Origin of the sequence: Desulfovibrio sp. An276, from assembly GCF_002159665.1 — a bacterium.
In the GTDB taxonomy this organism is placed as follows: domain Bacteria; phylum Desulfobacterota; class Desulfovibrionia; order Desulfovibrionales; family Desulfovibrionaceae; genus Desulfovibrio; species Desulfovibrio faecigallinarum.
On sequence record NZ_NFJC01000001.1, the window covers coordinates 234,657 to 252,860 of the forward strand.

The following is an 18,204-nucleotide window of genomic DNA, read 5'->3' on the forward strand; positions in this document are numbered from 1 at the left end:
TTCCACTATGGGCTTTCAAGATGCCGAAATCACATAACACTCTTGCCAAAAGCACAAAAATGACAAATTTGTCGTTTTTGCACCTCAGGCATCGGCCTGCTTTTTGTGTCTGAAGTCCTTGTAGCTGATACCGTACTTTTTCAAACGAAGGCCCAAAATGCGCTGGGTGAGTCCCAACGCTGCGGCAGCGCGGGCTATCTGGCCGTCGCTTGCCTCCATGGCGTCTATGATGCAGGCCTTTTCCAGCTCGTCCAGATGTTCCTGCAGGGTCGCTGCTGCCCTTTTTTGCGCAGGCTTTCCGTCCTTTGTGGTTGTGCCAGCATACACGTGCATGACCGTTGGCAGATGCTGGGGCAAAATGAGGTTCTGGCTGCCCAAAAGGAGCACTGCCCGCTCCATGGCGTTTTCCAGCTCGCGTATGTTGCCAGGCCAGTTGTAGCGCTGCAGCATGTCCATGGCAGCAAGCGAGATGCGCACATCCTCCCTGCCCATTTCCCTTGCAAAGCGTTTCACAAAATGGTTTGCCAAAGGCAATATGTCATCCTGACGGTCGCGCAAGGGCGGCAGCACAATGGGAAAGACATTCAGGCGGTAGTAGAGATCGCGTCTGAAGGTGCCCTCTGCCACCATTTTTTCCAGATCCCTGTTGGTGGCTGTGATAAGGCGCACGTCCACTGGTATGGGAGAGCTTCCGCCTATGCGGTCAATGCTGCGCTCCTGCAAGACGCGCAAAAGCTTTGCCTGGGCAAGGAGCGAGAGCTCGCCTACCTCGTCCAGAAAGAGTGTGCCCCCGTTTGCCAGCTCAAAGCGCCCCTTGCGGGTGTTCACGGCTCCGGTAAAGGCCCCCTTCTCGTGGCCGAAAAGCTCGCTTTCTATGAGGTTTTCCGGAAGAGCCGCACAGTTGATGGCCTCGAAGCGCTTCTCTGCCCTTGAGGAGGCATCGTGTATGGCCCTTGCCGCAAGCTCCTTGCCTGTGCCGGATTCGCCCTGCACAAAGACCGTTGCCTGGGACTGGCTCACCTGCATGATCTGGGCATAGACATGGCGCATCACATCCGAATTGCCGATAAAGCCCTTGGGCCTGCCTGGCATGGCCATGCTCTCGTCCATCTTGCGCTGCGTTTCCCAGGCGGCGTAGCCCAAAAGCATCGCTATGATGAAGAGCAGCTGCTCCTCTTCCTCAAGGCGCTTATCGTCCGTGAGCAGTCTGTCTACCGAAAGAGCACCCACCACCTGACGGTTCAGTCGTATGGGCACGCAGATGTAGGAAATGTCGCTTTTTTCCAGATCGCGGGATCTGGTCCTGTTCAAAAAGCGCGGTTCCTCGGAGACACGCGAGATGTACATGGGCTCGCCGCTTTGTACCACATGCCCTATGATGCCCTCGCCCGGATGGTAGTGCCCGCGCGAGCGCTCTGAGGGTTTCAGGCCATGGCTTGCCTCTATGCGTATCTGCCCGCTTTTCGGGGACACCAGGGTGATGGTGCCCTGCATCATGTGCAGTCTTTGGGCCAAAAGGGAAAGCACTCCCTCAAGGCTTTGCTTGACGTCCGGCGTAGAGCTCAAGACCCTTGCTATCTCGAAGAGAAGGGACAGGTAGCCGCTTCCCCGCGCGCTGTCGGAAATCTCGTCAAAGTCCGCGGCAAAGAGGTTGCCACTGGCCCCGACATCCTTCCAGTCATCCTTTCTGTTGCGTTCCAGATCCATGCATCCCCCGATGGCACAATCCCTTGCGCAAGCTAAGAAAAAAGGCGTTTGTATCCGGCCCGGAAAGGCCAGTCTTTCCGGGCCCTGAATGTTCTCTAAAAGCCCCTTTCTGCCAGGGCAGCGTCTATGTCCGTATCCGCCAGGGTTGCCACCATCACGGCCTTGATGGTGTGCATGCGGTTTTCCGCCTCAAGGAAGGCCTTGTTGCGCTCGGATTCGAAGACGTCGTCGTTCACTTCCATGCAGTCTACGCCGTACTTCTGGTAGATCTGCTCGCCTATGGTCGTCTCGCGGTTGTGGAAGGCCGGCAGACAGTGCAAGAAGCCGCAGTTTGGGTTGCCGGTCATGTCCATGACCTCGTTGGTCACCCTGTAGGGAGACAGAAGCTCGATTCTCTCCTTCCACACCTCGTCGGGCTCGCCCATGGAGACCCATACGTCCGTGTAGAGGAAGTCACAGCCTTCGACACCCTTTTGCACATCTTCTGTGCGCTCGACTTTCGCACCGGAAAGCTTTGCGTACTCTTCAGCCCTTGCAAAGATGTCGTCACTGGTCCAAAGACTCTTGGGTGCCACGGAGCGGAAGTTCACGCCAAGCATGGCGCACACGATCATGAGGGAATTGCCCATATTGTAGCGCGCATCGCCAAGGTAGGCCATGGTAAGTCCCTTCAAGTGCCCTGCGCATTCCTTCATGGTGAGCATATCAGCCAGAAGCTGGGTCGGGTGCCACTCGTTGGTAAGGCCGTTCCACACGGGAACAGAGCTGTACCTTGCAAGGGTCTCAACCCTTTTTTGCTCAAAACCGCGGTACTCAATGCCGTCAAAAAAGCCGCTCAAGACGCGAGCCGTGTCCGCAAGGGACTCCTTCTTGCCCATCTGCGATCCGCTGGGGCCAATATAGGTCACATGTGCGCCCTGGTCGTGCGCAGCCACCTCGAAGGAGCAGCGCGTTCTTGTGCTGTCCTTTTCGAACAAAAGGGCAATGTTGCGCCCTTCCATGAGTTTTGGCTCGTTGCGGGCCTTCTTGGCGGCCTTGAGACGCGCCGCGAGATCGATGAGGTATTCGAGATCCGCTGGGGTAAAGTCGATTTCCTTGAGAAAATGCCGTCCGGACAGCCTGTTCATTGAATTCTATCTCCTCCGGGAGAAGTAATGTCCTCCCGCACAAGCCCCTGTCCGGGGGATGGGAAGCCAGGCTTCCCAGGCAGGGAGATTTTCGGGAGTGAAAAAAGGAACGTATACCGAAAGACAGTCTTTGGCAAATACTTGCACGTCACAAAAAAGTGTTCTTTTTGGGAAAATTCAGGCTCATTGTAGCTTGCCTGAAGTCTCAAACCAACTTAAGCCCGCCCCTCCACTCCTCTCAAAGGACCAGCATTGCACAAAAAAGGCCCATAAAGGTTACCTTCATGAGCCATGTATTTTCTATCAAACTTCATTTTAAAAGCAAACGGACACTAGTGCTGCAAGTAATAACAACCAAGATAAATATACTTTTGTTCTATTTATAAAATATGTCTGCATGCGTACCAGTACGGGAAAATATACAATCGTCTCCATTTATTTTATATATCAATATCCAGTCTGGAGTAATATGCAGATCTCTGTGCGGTTTCCAAGAGCCTTTCAAAGGATGGTCTTTATACTCCTGAGGAAGTATTTCTTCATTTAGCAGAAGCAAAATAACAGTTTTGAGTTTTTCTATATCATAGCCACGTTGTTCCATCTTTTTCAAATCACGACGGAACTGTGTTGAATACACGGGATTACGCATTTAGATACCCAATTGACGGAAAAGATCCTCCGCATCCTTTGCTCGATGCAGATTTTCGCCTCTGTCCACCTGTTCCAAAGTCTTTCGAGTCAGCTCATTGGGAATTTCTACACCGAAAGGCAAACACTTATCAATGGCTATTTTTGTGAGCATCATACGACATGCATCAGAGACAGTCAGGCCCATTCCAGCCAGCACCACAGCAGCTTCGTTCTTGATGACAGGATTGATACGTGCGCGCACATAATCATTAGCAGACATTTGTCTACCTCCTTTCCAAACAAACAATTCATGTGTCTTCCGACACACCCCTATCAGTGAAATAGAGGTTGGCTCCTCTATCGGAAATCGTGATGGCCGTTGCTTCATTAGGATTGTAGCTCATTTGAGCACACTGTCAAGATCAGTATCAATCTTGGAACTCTTCGAGGGGATTTGTGGGTAGGTATCCCCTCATTGGCCTTTTCTGCCAAGCTCTATTTGCATCTCAGAGGTTACGTCTATGGTGCAAAAACAGATCGCCTATGTCCTTGCACCATCTACCCGGCCCTGCGTCTCAACCTTGCCTTCCTCTCCTCCATGAGAAAGCGTCCCGTGATCGAGGCCGGATCCGCAACTATCCCTTCCGGTGTTCCCGAAGACACTATGCGCCCACCCCGCTCGCCGCCTCCGGGTCCCATGTCTATGACCCAGTCCGCAGCCAGGATAAAGTCCGTGTTGTGCTCTATGACAACTACGGTTGCACCCTTGTCCACCAGGGCGTGCAGGACACTTATGAGCTTTCCCACCTCGTGCATGTGCAGGCCTGTGGTAGGCTCGTCCAGGATGTAGAGCGTGCCAGGCAGGCTGCGCTTTCCCAGTTCGCGGCTTATCTTTATGCGCTGCGCCTCGCCTCCCGAAAGGGTTGTGGCTGCCTGTCCAAGCTGAATGTAGCCAAGGCCCACGTCTTCCAGAACCCCCAGGCGCCGCTCAAGGGACGGGTAGCTTGCAAAGAAGTTGCGCGCCTGGCTTACCGTGAGCTCCAGAACCTCGGATATGTTGAGACCCTTGTAGCGCACCTGCAATGTCTCGTGGTTGTAGCGCTTGCCGTGGCAGACATCGCAGGTCACGTACACGTCCGGCAGAAAGTGCATCTCCACCTGTATCTGCCCGTCGCCCTTGCAGGTCTCGCAGCGCCCGCCCGAGACATTGAAGCTGAAGCGCCCTGGCGTGTAGCCCTTGCGCCTTGCGTCCGGGGTCATGGCAAAGATGTTGCGTATCTCGTCGAAAACCTTGGTGTAGGTGGCCGGATTGGATCTGGGCGTTCTGCCAATGGGCGTCTGGTCGATGGCAACCACCCTCTCGACTTCTTCTGCCCCTTCGATCCCGCCAATGGTTCCGGGGTTGTCCACGCGCAGGCCCTGACGCAGGCACAAGTGTTTGTAGAGCGTGTCCACCACAAGGGAGCTTTTGCCGGAACCAGAGACACCGGTCACGCAGGTGAGCACGCCCAGGGGGAAGGCCACGTCCATGCCCTGCAGATTGTTGGTGGTGACCTTTTTCAGGACTATCTCGCCCCTGGGGCTGCGCCTCTCCTCCGGCATGGGTACACACATGTCCCCGCGCAGGTATTTGGCAGTGAGGGTCTGGCTTTCCAGAAGGCTTGCCACGGAACCCTCGAAGGTCACGTTGCCGCCCTGTATACCGGAGCCCGGCCCAAGTTCTATGACAGTGTCCGCCTCGCAGATGGTAGACTCGTCGTGCTCGACCACAAGCACCGTATTGCCCCTGCGCTGCAGGGAGCGCAGGGTTTGCAAAAGTCGCTCGTTGTCGCGCGGATGCAGGCCAATGGAAGGCTCGTCCAGGACATAGGTCACGCCCACAAGGCCTGCCCCAAGCTGGGAGGCCAGGCGTATGCGCTGGGCCTCGCCGCCCGAGAGCGTCACCATGGATCTGGCAAGCGAGAGGTATTCAAGGCCCACGTTCTGCAAAAATCCCAGCCTGTGGCGCAATTCCTTCAAAAGCGGATTCGCTATGAGCGCCCAGCGCCCGCCAAAGTGCAGGCCGTTCAGCCAGGCAAGCTCGCGCTCAACGGACAAAGAGCAAAATGAGGCAATATTCAAATCCTCCACGCGCACGGACAATGCCTCTGGCTTGAGCCTTGCCCCATGGCAGTCGGGACAGTCCGTAGTCTGACGGTAGCGCGCAAGCTCGTCGCGCCAGGCGTCCCCGTACTGCATGCCCTGTTCCAGCAATGGCACGACACCAGGCCAGCGTAAGGTCGTGACTGCGAGATTGGCCTTTTTGCCAAACTCATAGTGATCCGACTGGTAGTCGCCTGTGGCATACACTGCGACACTTCCGCCCATCCAGTTGCGACGAAGTCCCGGGGATGTGGTCGAAGGCCTGCCCTCCTCGTCCTCCCCATAGAAGAGCGCAAGCCAGGCCTCCTCGCCAAAGTCCTCCAGGGGTGTCTGAAGGTCAAAGCCGTGCCTTTGCCCAAGGGCTGTCAAAGCCTCCTCGTAGCGGGCAAGGACCTTTTTGTCCGCCCAGGGCAAAAGGGCTCCGCCCTTCAGGGAAAGACCCCTGTTCGGGGCAATGAGGCGCGGCTCAAAGTAGTCTATGGTGCCAAGGCCCACGCAGCGGGGGCAGGCGCCCTGTGGCGTATTGAAGGAAAAGAGCTGCGGACTTGGCGCTGGCATGGAGATATGGCACACAGGGCAGGCCGAGGTTGTGGAATAGAGCCTGTCCTGTTCTTCCTTCGCTTTGTCCGGGCAGTGGAGCACAAGGCGCCCTTCCGCTTCCTTCAGGGCCAGCTCCACGGATTCCGCAAGGCGGGAGCGCACGCCCTCCTTCACAACCAGCCTGTCCACCACAAGATCCAGGCTGTGCTTGCGATTCTTGTCCAGGGGCGGCACATCGTCGATGGTGTACATGACCCCGTCCACGCGCACCCTGGCAAAGCCCCGAGCTTTAAGTTTCTTGAGCCTGTCCGCCTGTGTTCCCTTTTGCAGTTCGACCAAGGGCGCCATGACGATGATCCTTGTCCCCTGCTCGAAGCCCAGGATTTCCTCCAGGATCTCGTCCGTGGATCTGGCCTCAATGGGCCGTCCGCACTTCGGGCAATAGACCTTGCCCAGCCTTGCAAAGAAGACGCGCAAAAAGTCGTAGATCTCCGTCACTGTGCCCACTGTGGAGCGGGGGTTGTGGGAGGTCGTACTCTGCTCAAGGCTTATGGCAGGTGTGAGGCCCTCGATCTTGCCAACGTCCGGCTTGTCCATCTTGGGCAGAAACTGCCTTGCATAGGCCGAGAGGCTTTCCACATAGCGCCTCTGGCCTTCAGCATAGACAATGTCAAAGGCCAGCGTGGATTTGCCGGAACCCGAGGGCCCGCAGATGACCACGAGCTCGTCGCGGGGAATATCAAGGCTTATGTCGTGCAGATTGTGCTGGCGCGCGTGTTCTATATGGATGCAGCGCGAGCCTGCTTTTGCGCTCTCTTGGGGATTTTGCGTCATCTTCGTATCTGAAAAATGGGAGGGGTCGGTGTTTCTTTTTTGGACTAGCGTTCTATCCAGTCCGCGAGTTTTGCCTCAAAGATTGCCTCGTCGTAGCGGCAGGAGTCGTACATGCCGGCAAGTTCCCTTTGCCTGCTTGCCTCTGCAAGGATGATGGCAGCAGCCACAGAGACGTTGAAGCTCTGGATCATGCCGTACATGGGAATATAGAGCTCCCCAGTGGCAATGTTTGCAAGTTCCGGAGCCACACCGCTGTGCTCGTTGCCAAGGACTATGGCCGTGGGTTTTGTAAAATCGTAGGAGCGCAGGGGCCGTGCAGTCGGCGTACAGTCCGTGACAAGGATCTGGTAGCCTGAAAGTGCAGCCTTAAGTTCCTTCTCGTCCCTGTGGCGCACTGTACCCACCCACTTGCGGGCAGAGGCCGATGACTTGCGCCCGAGCAGGGGAAAGGCCGTGTCCGTGTAGTACAGATGTACGGATTCCACCCCGAAGGCGTCGCAGGAGCGGTAGATGGCCGAGACATTGTGGGGATCGTGGATATTGGCAAGAACCAGGGTGAGGTCGGGCTGCCTGTGCTGCAGGACCCTGGCCATCTTCTCGCGCCGCCTTTCAGTGGGTATTTTTGGCATGTTCTGCTCCTGTGCCTGTGCCGGGATTTGGGTTTGGGGCGCATGAGGCCATGCGCCAGTTTGGAAACGTCCGAAAAAGGCTATGAGTGTCGAGCCAGCAAATACTGTGAATTTTCGCCCTGTGCAACAGGTCTGGCCCAGGCCATTGGAGGGCACCCAAAACAAGGAAGGGCCCCCGGCAAAAAACCGGGAGCCCGAAAGAAGAGGAATTTCTTCGGTTTAGAAGAAGATGAAGGTCACAACGAGGAAGAGCGGGACAAGGATGCCGCAGGACCACATCATGTAGCCAAAGAAGCTGGGCATGGGCACGCCGCGCTCTTCGGCAATGGAGCGCACCATGAAGTTGGGCGCATTGCCGATGTAGGTGTTGGCGCCCATGAACACGGCACCAGCGGAAATGGCGACCAGGGTGTCTGCCATGGTGGTCATGAGGGTCTGCGGATCACCACCTGCGGTGTTGAAGAACACAACGTAGGTCGGAGCGTTGTCAAGGAAGCTCGAAAGAGCGCCAGTGAGCCAGAAGAAGGCTGCGTTGACTGGCTGGCCGTCATGGAACACCATGTTGATAAGGCCTGCCAGGGCACCGTCCGTGCCTGCACGCAAAATGGCGATTGCCGGAATCATGGAGAGGAAGATGCCGAAGAAGAGCTTGCCCACTTCCAGGATGGGACCCCAGGTAAAGCCGTTGAGCTCGCGGCTTTCTCTCGAGGTCAGCTTCCAGGAAAGCCATGCGATAATGAGCAGGACAACATCACGCAGTGTGCCGGAGGTGGAAATGTGTATGCCCATGATGGAGCCAAGCTCGCCAAGGTCCACGACACCGGAAATGAGCACTGCCAAAACGATTCCGAGGAGCAGGATCAGGTTGACCTTGCCCTCGAGGCCGAGCTTTTCTTCTGCAGCGTTGGGATCATGGGGCGGCATGGGAGAGCCTTCCTTCTTGTAGAGGATGGTGTCGATGACAAAGTAGAGTCCGAGCAGGATCACTGTCATGAAGCAGGTCTTCAACAAGAGGTGCTGCAAGGTCCAGAAGAAGTCCACGCCCTTCAGGTAGCCAAGGAAGAGCGGCGGGTCGCCAAGGGGAGTGAGGGAGCCGCCGATGTTTGCCACAAGGAAGATGAAGAAAACCACCTGATGCACGCGGTACTTTCTGTGGGCATTGGCGCGCAGGAGGGGACGGATGAGCAACATGGCTGCACCCGTGGTACCCATCCAGCTGGCAAGCACGGTACCTGTGAGCAAAAGGCCTGTGTTCACTGCAGGAGTGCCGACAAGCGAGCCCTTGAGGCGCACGCCGCCTGCGACCGTAAAGAGGGAAAAGAGCAGGATGATAAAGGGAATGTACTCAAGAATAATGGAGTGCAAGCCCTCGTAGATGGCTGTGCTTGGGCCGTAGACAATGGCACAGGGCACAAGGAAGGCCATGCCCCAGAACACTGCGACCTTGCCGAAGTGATGTTCCCAGAAATGGGCAAAGAAGAGCGGTCCAAGGGCAATGGAAAGGAGCATGCAGGCAAAGGGAACTGCCCAGAGAATGGAAAGTTCCGCGCCCGGAATATGAGGCAGGGCCTCGGAAGCCTCGGCAAGGCCGGGCACAAGGGTCAGGATTGCCAGAACAAGTCCCGACAACAGGGTCAAGCGTTTCATAAAATTCAGATTCCTCCTCGGGGATATGCCGCATGGGGCATACAGGCCAGGGGATGGCCTAAACGTCTGTCGAGAGAAAAGTCAGCGCACCTGACTTGCTTGTACATTAGTAGACTGGCAAAAAATGTCAATGACAGATGCAGTCTTGGGACACTTTCTGTACGGAAATGCAAAACTTGTTCCCTATTTCACAAGACGCTGTTCCCTGTTCCTGCCCCTTTCTTTCACTTCGTGTGAAACATTTCCCTGCATTTTTCGCTCTTGTTCTTGCCAAATTCACGCTCGCTTATGTCTGTCAGAAAGACAATATCTTCTCGTTGCTTGCCTCATTCCTCCACTGCCCCTTCTTTTTTTGCACAACAAAAGACCCCGCGGGCTTTTTGTCCGCAGGGTCTGTTTTTTTGTCCTTGAGCCTTGGGCAATGGTCTAAGCTTGAGGCTAGAGAAGGGACATGAAGTGCATGTAGGAAAAGGCGATGAGCAAAACGAGCGGGGCAGCGCCAAGGATTGTCTGTGCCCAAGAAAGACGCAGGGCCACCTTGCAGCCGACAAGCGCACACACAAAGCTCCAGATCATGCCGGCAATGGTGCCAACGCCTGGAATGATGCAGAGAATGAGCGGAGCCTGCGCGTAGCACAAGACCTGCAGTATGACGGAAAAGTCCGCTTGTGCGCGTGCTAAAAGGCGCCAGCACAAAAAAAGTATGGCCGTATAGATGTAGAGCTGCAGGCAGAGCATGACGCAGCGCAACACAAGCCAGAAAAGGAAATTCCCCTTGCCGGAGATGAGCTCGCCCAGCTGACGCAGTTCCGGATCCGTGGTGGTGGGCATGATATAGCTGAAAAAGGCTATGCTCCACACATGCTCTATGAGGGTTTGCAAGACACAGATGGCGAGGAAGAAGGCCAGGGCAAGCAGGCCCGATCTCGGAACGATCCCCGCAAAGAAGCGCTGCGGTGCAAACATGACGCGCAGGCAGGTCTGGTAGAGGGCAGGCACGTATTCCTGCAGGGTGCGAGCGCACTCCCAGGGGTTGAAGCTCCAACCCTCCTCGTCTTCCGTGTGCACGCGATCCTCAGGGTTCTCGGGGGCCTCGGAAGCCCCGATAGCCTCTGGCTTCTTGCGATCTTCACGCTTCAGGGGCTCTTCACGATATGTCCCTGTCTCGTCAACGCGGACATTGCGGACATCCGGATTTTCTGTGTTCTCGTCACCCTTCCTCGCAAGGGGCCTTGCAAAGAGGTTTTCCTCCTGCTCGTGCACGACTGCGCCCTGGGGAAGATCCGGGGCCGCGTCCTTTTGGGAAACACTGACTTCGGCATCCGCCTTCGGGGCAGTGTCCGGATCTGGCCTTTCAGCGTCCCTGTCCTTGCACAACGAGGAAAGGCGCACTGCAGAGGGCCTTGTCTCCTGCTCGCTGTCTGCACTCTCCCTGGAAAAGCGGAAGGTCTGGCCGCACTGCGGGCAGCGCGCTGTCACAACGCCTGAAGGGATGCGCTCGTCTGCCATTTCTCTGGTGTAGGCGCAGTTGGGGCACTGTATCTTCATATTCGGTCCTCGTTCGGGCGGCAGGGAAATGGGAAAAATCAAAAAAGGCGTTCAGGCTAGGCCTGGCCCTGGCACAGTTTGCGCACCCTTTTTGCCTCGGCAAAAATCCTTTCAAAGTCGGGGCTGGTGACAAAGGCCGAGACCTTGCGCATTTCCTCAAGGGAAGCCAGGCCGGAACGTACCAGCTCCTCGACCTCGGCAAAGGTGCACTCGCCCTTCTTGATGCGCAAGATCTCCTCCCTGCAGGCCAGGGGATAGCGCAGGGTACCTGTGCTAAGGAGCTCTTCCTGCTGGCGTATGGCGCGCACAGCATGGGACATGGCCTTCCAGTCTATATCCCTGTCTTCTCTTGCAAGCTCTATGCGCTCGATATTGGGCTGCAATGTCTTTTTGAGGCGCGGCAAGACTTCGTCCACCCTTGTGCGGCCCATGTGCCACTGTTCCGCAAGAACCAGTCCCCTGTCCTCTGCCAGCTTGCAGTACTGCGGGGTGGCGATTTCAGCCACAATTTCCTCTGCCACCTCTTCAAGGCGCTTTCTGCCGTCCACCCTTTCCAGGATGCGCAGCGCGCGGTAGAGCACGCCAAGGCGCGTGCCTGCCATGCCGTAGCTCTTGCCCTGACCCTGGCAGTAGGCAAGGCAGCCTGTGCCATTTGCGAGGTTCAGAAAGGTTTTGGCATTGTCGAACACTTCCCGCATGCCCTCGTGGCAGTACAGTGTGCAGGAGGGATTGGTCGGCGCAAAGAGCAGATCCAGGGCACCCGTGTTGCCCAGGGGCAGCATCTGGCAAAGCCAGCGCTCAAGGGGCAGAAGATCCATGTCCTCGTCTTGGGGTCCGTTTTTCTGGTCGGACACACTGGTCGAAGAGTGCACACCCTTTTGCATGCAGGCCTCTTCCAGAGAGGCTGGCACATCCATGGGCAGGAATATGCCGCGCACATCCGTGTCCGAAATGCCCTCCACCCTTGTACCGTAGAGATCCGAGCCGAATCTGGTCAGAAAGAGCAGCCTGCCCCTGCCCTGCAGAAGGTCCGTAGCCTTTTGTATCAAATTGTTCATGCTCTTTTGGCGCAAGCTTGAACGCCCCTTGGGCTTTCAGGCTTGTCAAACGCCACCTCCTAAAAAAATTTGTCCGGGCCGCCATCGCGCGCGGCCCAAGCCCGGCCTACTCCCTGCCCCACAGCGCAAGCAGTGGACCAGCGGGCATGAGGGTTTCCAGGGGGATTTCCACATCCTTCGCGTCCGGCATGCGCATCACCTGATAGGGCTGAAAGTACACCCGGATCCCGCGGCTTGTAAGGGCTATGCTCGCAAAGTTTTCCGGCAGGGGAAGGGTTCCGTCTTCTATGTCTTCCTGCAGGAGCCTGCCGGCACCCTGCAAAAGTTGCTTGCGCGACTCGCGGGAAAGGATGCGCAGGGCAGTGTCCACATTCTCGAATATGTCCACTATGTTCAGCCTCTGCCCGCTCAAGAGATTGTAGTTCAGGGTGAGGATGTCCTGGCTCAAGCGCGATGAGCCCGTGTGCATCCACACGTCAAAGACCACACTCGCACAGACAGAGGATGCCCTGAAGACAGTGTAGCTCGCATTGAGCCAGGCCACATTGTAGTCTTCCTGCAAAACGCCTGTCCTGCCCAGTTCCGGGGAGGAAAAGTCGTTTTCGAAGGTGGAGGCCAGATGCCAGACCCAGGCCTCTATGTCCCGGTCAACGTCACTCCTGCCAAAGCGAGGGTACTGAAAGAGTATGTCGGGACTGTGTCTGCGCCCAGTGCGCTCAAGGAGAGCTTTCGTCACAGCCGTCTGGCCAGCCCCGCCCTGCGCGCGGATGGCTGCTTCGCCTGGCTGTGCGGTTCTTCCAGCTTGCCCTGCGTCGTCGGGATTTGGCGGATCCTGGCTGTTTTGCTGAAGATACAGGTACTTTTCCAGATTGAGCAATGGTGCGCTTAACAGGGAAGATGCCTGGGAAAGAACAAGGCATTCCCAGAAAATGGTACAAAGGACAAGCAGCAAAGGCCTGTGCAAAACAAGTGCGGACGACATGGAACAAACGACCGGGAAGAGATCATCAAAAAGGGGGAAAGGGGAGAATGAGGAAAAGGCGCGCTTTGTGGCTGCCAAATGTTGCGCAAGCCTCTATCCTTGCCCGCACTGGCCTGTCAATGAGATTTTGCCCTTGTTCCTGCCAGGGGCAAAAAAAGACGGGCGCAAGAGACGAAAGCAGTACCGCAGGGCCTCAGTCCCTTCTGCTGCCTTCCCCGGCAAGATCTGCCAGACAGGCCGCGATCTTTTGGGCCCTGGCCTTTCCTATGCCAGGTATGGTCGCAAGCTCGTCAATGCTTGCCTTTTGCATGGCTGAAAGAGATGAGAAATGGTCCCAGAGCAGCCTTGCCGTGGCAGCACCAATGCCTGGCAGGCGCATGAGCTCTGCAGAAAGAGCCGTGCGCGATCTGGCCTTCCTGTGGCTTGTGATGGCAAAGTGGTGGGTGCTGTCGCGCACACTCTGCAGGAAGAGCAGCTCCGGGCTTCCCTCGCGAAAGGGAAGCGGGTTTGAACGCCCTGGCACAAAGATGCGGTCCGCCACATTGCCTGCACGCCTGTCCGCATGCCCCTCCTCGTCCCTGGCCTTGGCTATGCCTGCCACGGCAAAGAGGTCTTCCGAGCCTTTTTCCTTCAGAGCGCGCACAACCGAGGCCACCTGACCGCGTCCGCCGTCCACAAGCAAAAGATCCGGCCAGGGTGGTCCGCTTTCAAGGCGCCTTGCCACCCAGGCATGCAGGGTCTGGTAGTCGTCGTTGCTGTCCGGCATGTTGTACACACGCCACAACTTTCGGTCCGCAACACCCTCCGTGTAGACCACAAGGCCCACCCTGGTCTGCTTTCCCTGCGTGTGGGACACATCCACGCACTCTATGCGGGAAAGATTCTTTTCAAGGTGCAAAAGCCTTGCAATGCTTGGCAAGGGCCCGTATTGCGCTGCCCTTTTCCTGCGCAATGCCTCCTCCCTGGCATTGCCCTGGGCTATGTCCACCAGCCTGTTGTCCGCCGCGTTTTGCGGAGCGACCAGGCGCACCGGCCCCCCGCGCCTTTCGGAAAGTCCCTGCTCAAGGACATCCCTCGAGGTTCCGGAAGATGTTCCGGAAGCCGTGCCGGTCTCGTCTGCATCACTGTCCTCCCCATCCCTGGGAATCCAAGGAAGGAGTATGCGTCCAGGGGGAAGCGCGTCTATATAGAACTGGCCCACAAAGCTGAAGAGGAGCTCGGATGCGTCGCCAAAGTCCAGGCCCTGCCAGAAAAAGGCCCGACCGTCCATGACAGCGCCAGAGCGCACAAAGATGATGCCAAGGGCAAGCCCCTCCTCTGCAGCGTAGAGGCCAATGACGTCCATGTCCCCGCCCTTGGGCAAAACCACTGCCTGCTGCTCGATGGTCCGCTCCACAGCCTGTATCTGATCGCGGTAGAAGGCAGCCTGTTCGAACTCCAGATCGTCCGATGCTTTCAGCATCTTCTCCTTCAGATCTGCAAGGAAGGTGTCCGCCTTTCCGGAAAGCACCTGGCAGACGTGGTCCACGTGCTCGTGGTAGTCCTTTTCCGCCACATTGCCCATGCAGGGAGCAAGACACTGTCCCATGTGGTGGTAGAGGCAGGGGCGCACGCGATTGCGCATGGCCCTGTCCGTACATCTGCGCAGGGGAAAGGCCTTGTGCAAAAGCTTCCAGGTCTGCCTTGCAGACAGCGCCGAGGTAAAGGGACCAAAGTAGCGGGCCTGATCGCGTCTTGCGTGACGCACTATCTCAAGGCGCGGATATTTTGCCTTTACGTCCAGACGAAAGAGCGCGTACTGCTTGTCGTCGCGCAACAGGATATTGTAGTGGGGCCTGTACTTCTTGATGAGGCTTGCCTCAAGCAAGAAGGCTTCCTTGTCCGTGGTGGTGGTCAGATACTCAAGACTCTTGGCATGGGACAGCATGGCCGCGGTCTTGGCCGGAATGTCGCTGCGAAAATAGGAGAGCACGCGTCTTCTCAAGATACGTGCCTTGCCGACATAGATGACGTGAGCCCCCTCGTCCCGGTAGAGATAGACTCCGGGCGAGTTGGGGATGCTTTGCGGATCCGGCTTTTCCATGGCTTTTTGTGCGGCCTAGTGTCCTGTGATGCCATACTTTTTGAGTTTGTACTGCAAAAGACTCTTGGAGATGTTCAATAGCTCCGCAGCCTTCACCTGGACAAGGTCTGCCCGAACCAATGCCCTGCGTATGATGGCAGCCTCTATCTTGTTCAGGGTTGCCACAAGATCCAGCTGGACCGGCAGAAGGTCCACTGCGCTCTTGAACTGGGATTCCTCGTCACGGATTTCCGCTGGCAGATCCTCCTCGTCAATGACCTGCCCCGGAACGAGAACCATGCAGTTTTCCACTATGTTTTCAAGCTGGCGTATGTTTCCCGGCCAGTCGTAGCCAGTCAGGTAGTTGAGAGCCTTGGTGGAAAAGCTCTTCACCTCTGTCATGTTGTTGTCCTGGCGGATCTTGTCCACAAAGTGGGCTATGAGCAGCGGGATGTCCTCTCTTCTTTCGCGCAAGGGCGACATGTGCAGCTGAACCACATTCACGCGGTAGTAGAGGTCCTCGCGAAATACCCCCTCCTCCACCTTCTTTTGCAGCTCGCAGGTCGTTGCCATGCAAAAGCGCACGTCCACGTTGATGGTCTGGGTGCCACCCACACGCTGCAGGCTGCGATCCTGCAGGACGCGCAAAAGCTTGACCTGCAAATCGGGGGAGAGGGCAGCAAGCTCGTCCAAAAAGAGTGTCCCGCCCTCTGCCTGCTCTATGCGGCCGCGCTGTATGGCTGGGCTGCCCTCCACAGAGGAGGGAATCTCGCTGCCAAAGAGCTCGCGCTCAAGGGCCTCTGGAGAAAGCGATGTGCAGTCCACAGCCACAAAGGGCTTGTCCTTGCGGGGGCTCGCAAGGTGTATGGCGCGGGCTGCCATTTCCTTGCCTGTCCCTGTCTCGCCAGTGATGAGCACAGTGGTTCTGCCAGGAGCAGTGCGCTCGATCTTTTGCCGCACGCTTGAAATGTTCTTGCTTCTGCCCACAAGGGTGTGCACGCCAAAGCGCTCCTGCATGGCCTCCTGCAACAGCCTGTACTGGCGGTGGGCATGGGAGAGTTCTACCGCATTGTGGATGGAGAGCAGAAGCTCGTCATTGGAAAAGGGTTTTGTGATGTAGTCGAAGGCCCCGTATTTCATGGTTTCCACTGCGCTTTCGATGGTTCCGAAGGCAGTCATGATGAGCACCGGTATGTGGGGCAGCTGCTTTTTGACCTGCATCAAAATTTCCACACCAGACACATGGGGCATTTTCATGTCCGTCACCACAACGTCCACTTCGCTTTCCTGCAAGAAGGTCAGGGCAGTGACGGGATCGTTGATGGCTGTCACTGTATAGCCCGCGTCCTCAAGCAGGGTCTGCAGCACAAGAAGATAGTTCTTTTCATCGTCTATGACGAGAATATGGGCATTTTCGGACATGATGAGAACCTCTGTATGGATATATGATGATGCTCTGTTGCGAGTCTGTATTCTGAGTTTGCAGGCTGAGTCTGCATGCCAAATCGGATGTCCCGAAACCCGGATTTTCGCGCATTCAGAGAAGCGTGCTTCAGCTCTCGGCTTCCGAATCGCGCAATTCTTGCTTGCGCGATTGCACGATTGCGCGATTTAATTTGTCGTTGCGCGATAGGCAAAAAAGGCGTTCCGCCTTCATTATGTCAGTATGCGGATATACGGATTTTCAAAAATATTTATATACAAAATTTGTAATATATGTGTCATTCCGCACTGATATATATGTCTTCGCACTCAGGAGGGCAGGTTCTTTTGCGACTCTGCCTCGTTTGGATTCTCCATTGCGACCAGGGGAAGGAGCACTTCCACCCTGGCTCCGCCTTCCTCTGCGTTGGAAAGGTGGACGCTGCCGCCATGGGATTCGATGATGGAGCGGACAATGGGAAGGCCAAGGCCTGTGCCAGCGTCCTTGGTGGTGAAGAAGGGTTCGAAGAGCTTGTCTATGGTGTCCGGGTCAAAGCCGGGTCCAGAGTCCGTGACCTCGACCACTGCCCAATTGTCGCGCTCGAAGGTGCGGATGACTAGGGTCCCGTCCTTCTTCATGGCCTGGCGGCCATTCACAAGCACGTTGTAGAGTGCCCTGTAGAGCAAATCCTTGTCTCCCAAAACCCACAGGTGATCGCACATTTTGGGTTCGACCACTATGTTGTCCCTGGCAAAGTCTCCCTCTACAAAGGCCAGAATCTGCCTGAGCACAAGCCCAAGGTCAACCGGATCCTGTTTGGGTTGCCTGGGCCTTGCGTAGTCGAGAAAATCGTTCACTGTCTGGGACAGACGCAACGACTCGTCGTATATGGCCTGAAGGAGCAGGGTTGTGCCCTTGTCCGATTTGCTGGACGCGCGTCTTTGCAAAAGCTCCGCTGTGGAGCGGATGATACCCAGGGGATTGCGTATCTCGTGGGCTATGCTTGCCACAACGCGCCCCATGCTCACAAGCCTTTCCGTGCTCTGCAATTCCTTTTCCAGCTGCATGTTCTTCTGCATGCGAAGGCTCAGGACACGCTCCGCCCTGTGGATGATGATTATGAGCAGAATGAACATTATGATGGAGGACATGAGGCACATTATCACGATGGCCGCCTGAAAGAGCAAAACCTGTGCGTAGTCTGCCGTAATGTCCTGGGTGAGCTCAAGAACCCCCAGCACAGGGGATGCGCCTGTATTGTAGGCGTCGCCGCGCAGGGGATAGAGGACGCGCAGCTTGACTGTATTGGGCTTCAGGGGCCAGTGCAGCGGCATCTTCCACTCTTCGATGTCCGACACCGTCTCCGGTTTCAGAAGCTCGCCCTGAAAGGCACCCCCAATGTTCAAGGGGGCCAGCCCCTTGCGCCCTATTTCTGCTGGGTCCGTGGAATAGGCCACAACGCGATTGAAGTCGTACACGCGCAGTCTGGACACGGGCAGTCCCTCGATAACCGAGCGGACCACCCCGTCCAGGCGGTCGTGCTGCTCTTCCTGGCGCAGGGCTATGTGCCCGTAGGCAAGGATGGTGGGCACTGCAAAACGCTGGAAGATCTGGTTGTTCAGATTCTGGGCCAGAAGCAGGGCAAAGCCCTCCTGGCGCTCCATGAGCGTCTGCCTGGCCTGGTTGGAAATAAAGAAGGAGAGCCCAAGGCTCACGAGCAAAACCACGAGCAGGGACAGCCAGGAAAGGGTACGGGCGTAGCTAAGCGACAGTCCCCCGTCGCCGTGCAGCATACCTGCGCGAAACAGGCCCCCGGTCTTGCCGTTTGTCTGGCCGTTTCCAGCCTGTCCGTCCATTCCCCTGTTGTCCGGCATG

13 protein-coding genes are annotated in these 18,204 nt (G+C 56.6%); all 13 read right to left on the reverse strand.

What is annotated here, in order from left to right:
- Positions 1-84: 84 nt before the first annotated feature.
- Positions 85-1,707: a sigma-54 interaction domain-containing protein gene (locus B5F76_RS01035; protein ID WP_087349780.1), complete on the reverse strand. Its 1,623-nt coding sequence runs from the start codon at positions 1,705-1,707 to the stop codon at positions 85-87.
- A 95-nt stretch (positions 1,708-1,802) separates the two neighbouring features.
- Positions 1,803-2,834 carry an ornithine carbamoyltransferase gene (argF, locus tag B5F76_RS01040; protein ID WP_087349782.1) on the reverse strand — a complete coding sequence of 344 codons (1,032 nt, stop codon included), beginning with the start codon at positions 2,832-2,834 and terminating at the stop codon, positions 1,803-1,805.
- Positions 2,835-3,210: 376 nt separating this feature from the next.
- Positions 3,211-3,483, reverse strand: coding sequence for a type II toxin-antitoxin system YafQ family toxin (locus B5F76_RS15040; protein WP_087349784.1), 273 nt, complete (start codon positions 3,481-3,483; stop codon positions 3,211-3,213).
- Positions 3,484-3,744 carry a type II toxin-antitoxin system RelB/DinJ family antitoxin gene (locus B5F76_RS15045; protein WP_087349786.1) on the reverse strand — a complete coding sequence of 87 codons (261 nt, stop codon included), beginning with the start codon at positions 3,742-3,744 and terminating at the stop codon, positions 3,484-3,486.
- Between the two features lie 278 nt (positions 3,745-4,022).
- The gene (uvrA, locus tag B5F76_RS01055; protein ID WP_087349788.1) at positions 4,023-6,980 is read right to left on the reverse strand and encodes an excinuclease ABC subunit UvrA; all 2,958 of its coding nucleotides are present in this window, start codon (positions 6,978-6,980) and stop codon (positions 4,023-4,025) included.
- 44 nt (positions 6,981-7,024) lie between these two features.
- Positions 7,025-7,609 (reverse strand): TrmH family RNA methyltransferase, encoded by a 585-nt coding sequence (locus B5F76_RS01060; protein WP_087349790.1) that lies wholly within the window; start codon positions 7,607-7,609, stop codon positions 7,025-7,027.
- 219 nt (positions 7,610-7,828) lie between these two features.
- A complete protein-coding gene (locus tag B5F76_RS01065; protein WP_087349792.1) occupies positions 7,829-9,256 on the reverse strand; it encodes a sodium:proton antiporter in 1,428 nt (475 codons plus the stop codon).
- Positions 9,257-9,694: 438 nt separating this feature from the next.
- A complete protein-coding gene (locus tag B5F76_RS01075; protein WP_087349796.1) occupies positions 9,695-10,804 on the reverse strand; it encodes a YIP1 family protein in 1,110 nt (369 codons plus the stop codon).
- 56 nt (positions 10,805-10,860) lie between these two features.
- Positions 10,861-11,862 (reverse strand): hypothetical protein, encoded by a 1,002-nt coding sequence (locus B5F76_RS01080; RefSeq protein ID WP_087349798.1) that lies wholly within the window; start codon positions 11,860-11,862, stop codon positions 10,861-10,863.
- Positions 11,863-11,968: 106 nt separating this feature from the next.
- Complete coding sequence (locus B5F76_RS01085; RefSeq protein WP_144268354.1) at positions 11,969-12,844, reverse strand: RsiV family protein; 876 nt, start codon at positions 12,842-12,844, stop codon at positions 11,969-11,971.
- Positions 12,845-13,037: 193 nt separating this feature from the next.
- Positions 13,038-14,927, reverse strand: a complete 1,890-nt coding sequence (gene uvrC / locus B5F76_RS01090; protein ID WP_087349802.1) for an excinuclease ABC subunit UvrC — start codon at positions 14,925-14,927, stop codon at positions 13,038-13,040.
- A 15-nt stretch (positions 14,928-14,942) separates the two neighbouring features.
- Entirely contained in the window at positions 14,943-16,328 is a 1,386-nt protein-coding gene (locus tag B5F76_RS01095; protein WP_087349804.1) for a sigma-54-dependent transcriptional regulator, read from the reverse strand.
- Positions 16,329-16,658: 330 nt separating this feature from the next.
- A complete protein-coding gene (locus B5F76_RS01100; RefSeq protein WP_342633797.1) occupies positions 16,659-18,203 on the reverse strand; it encodes a sensor histidine kinase in 1,545 nt (514 codons plus the stop codon).
- Position 18,204 lies beyond the last annotated feature (1 nt).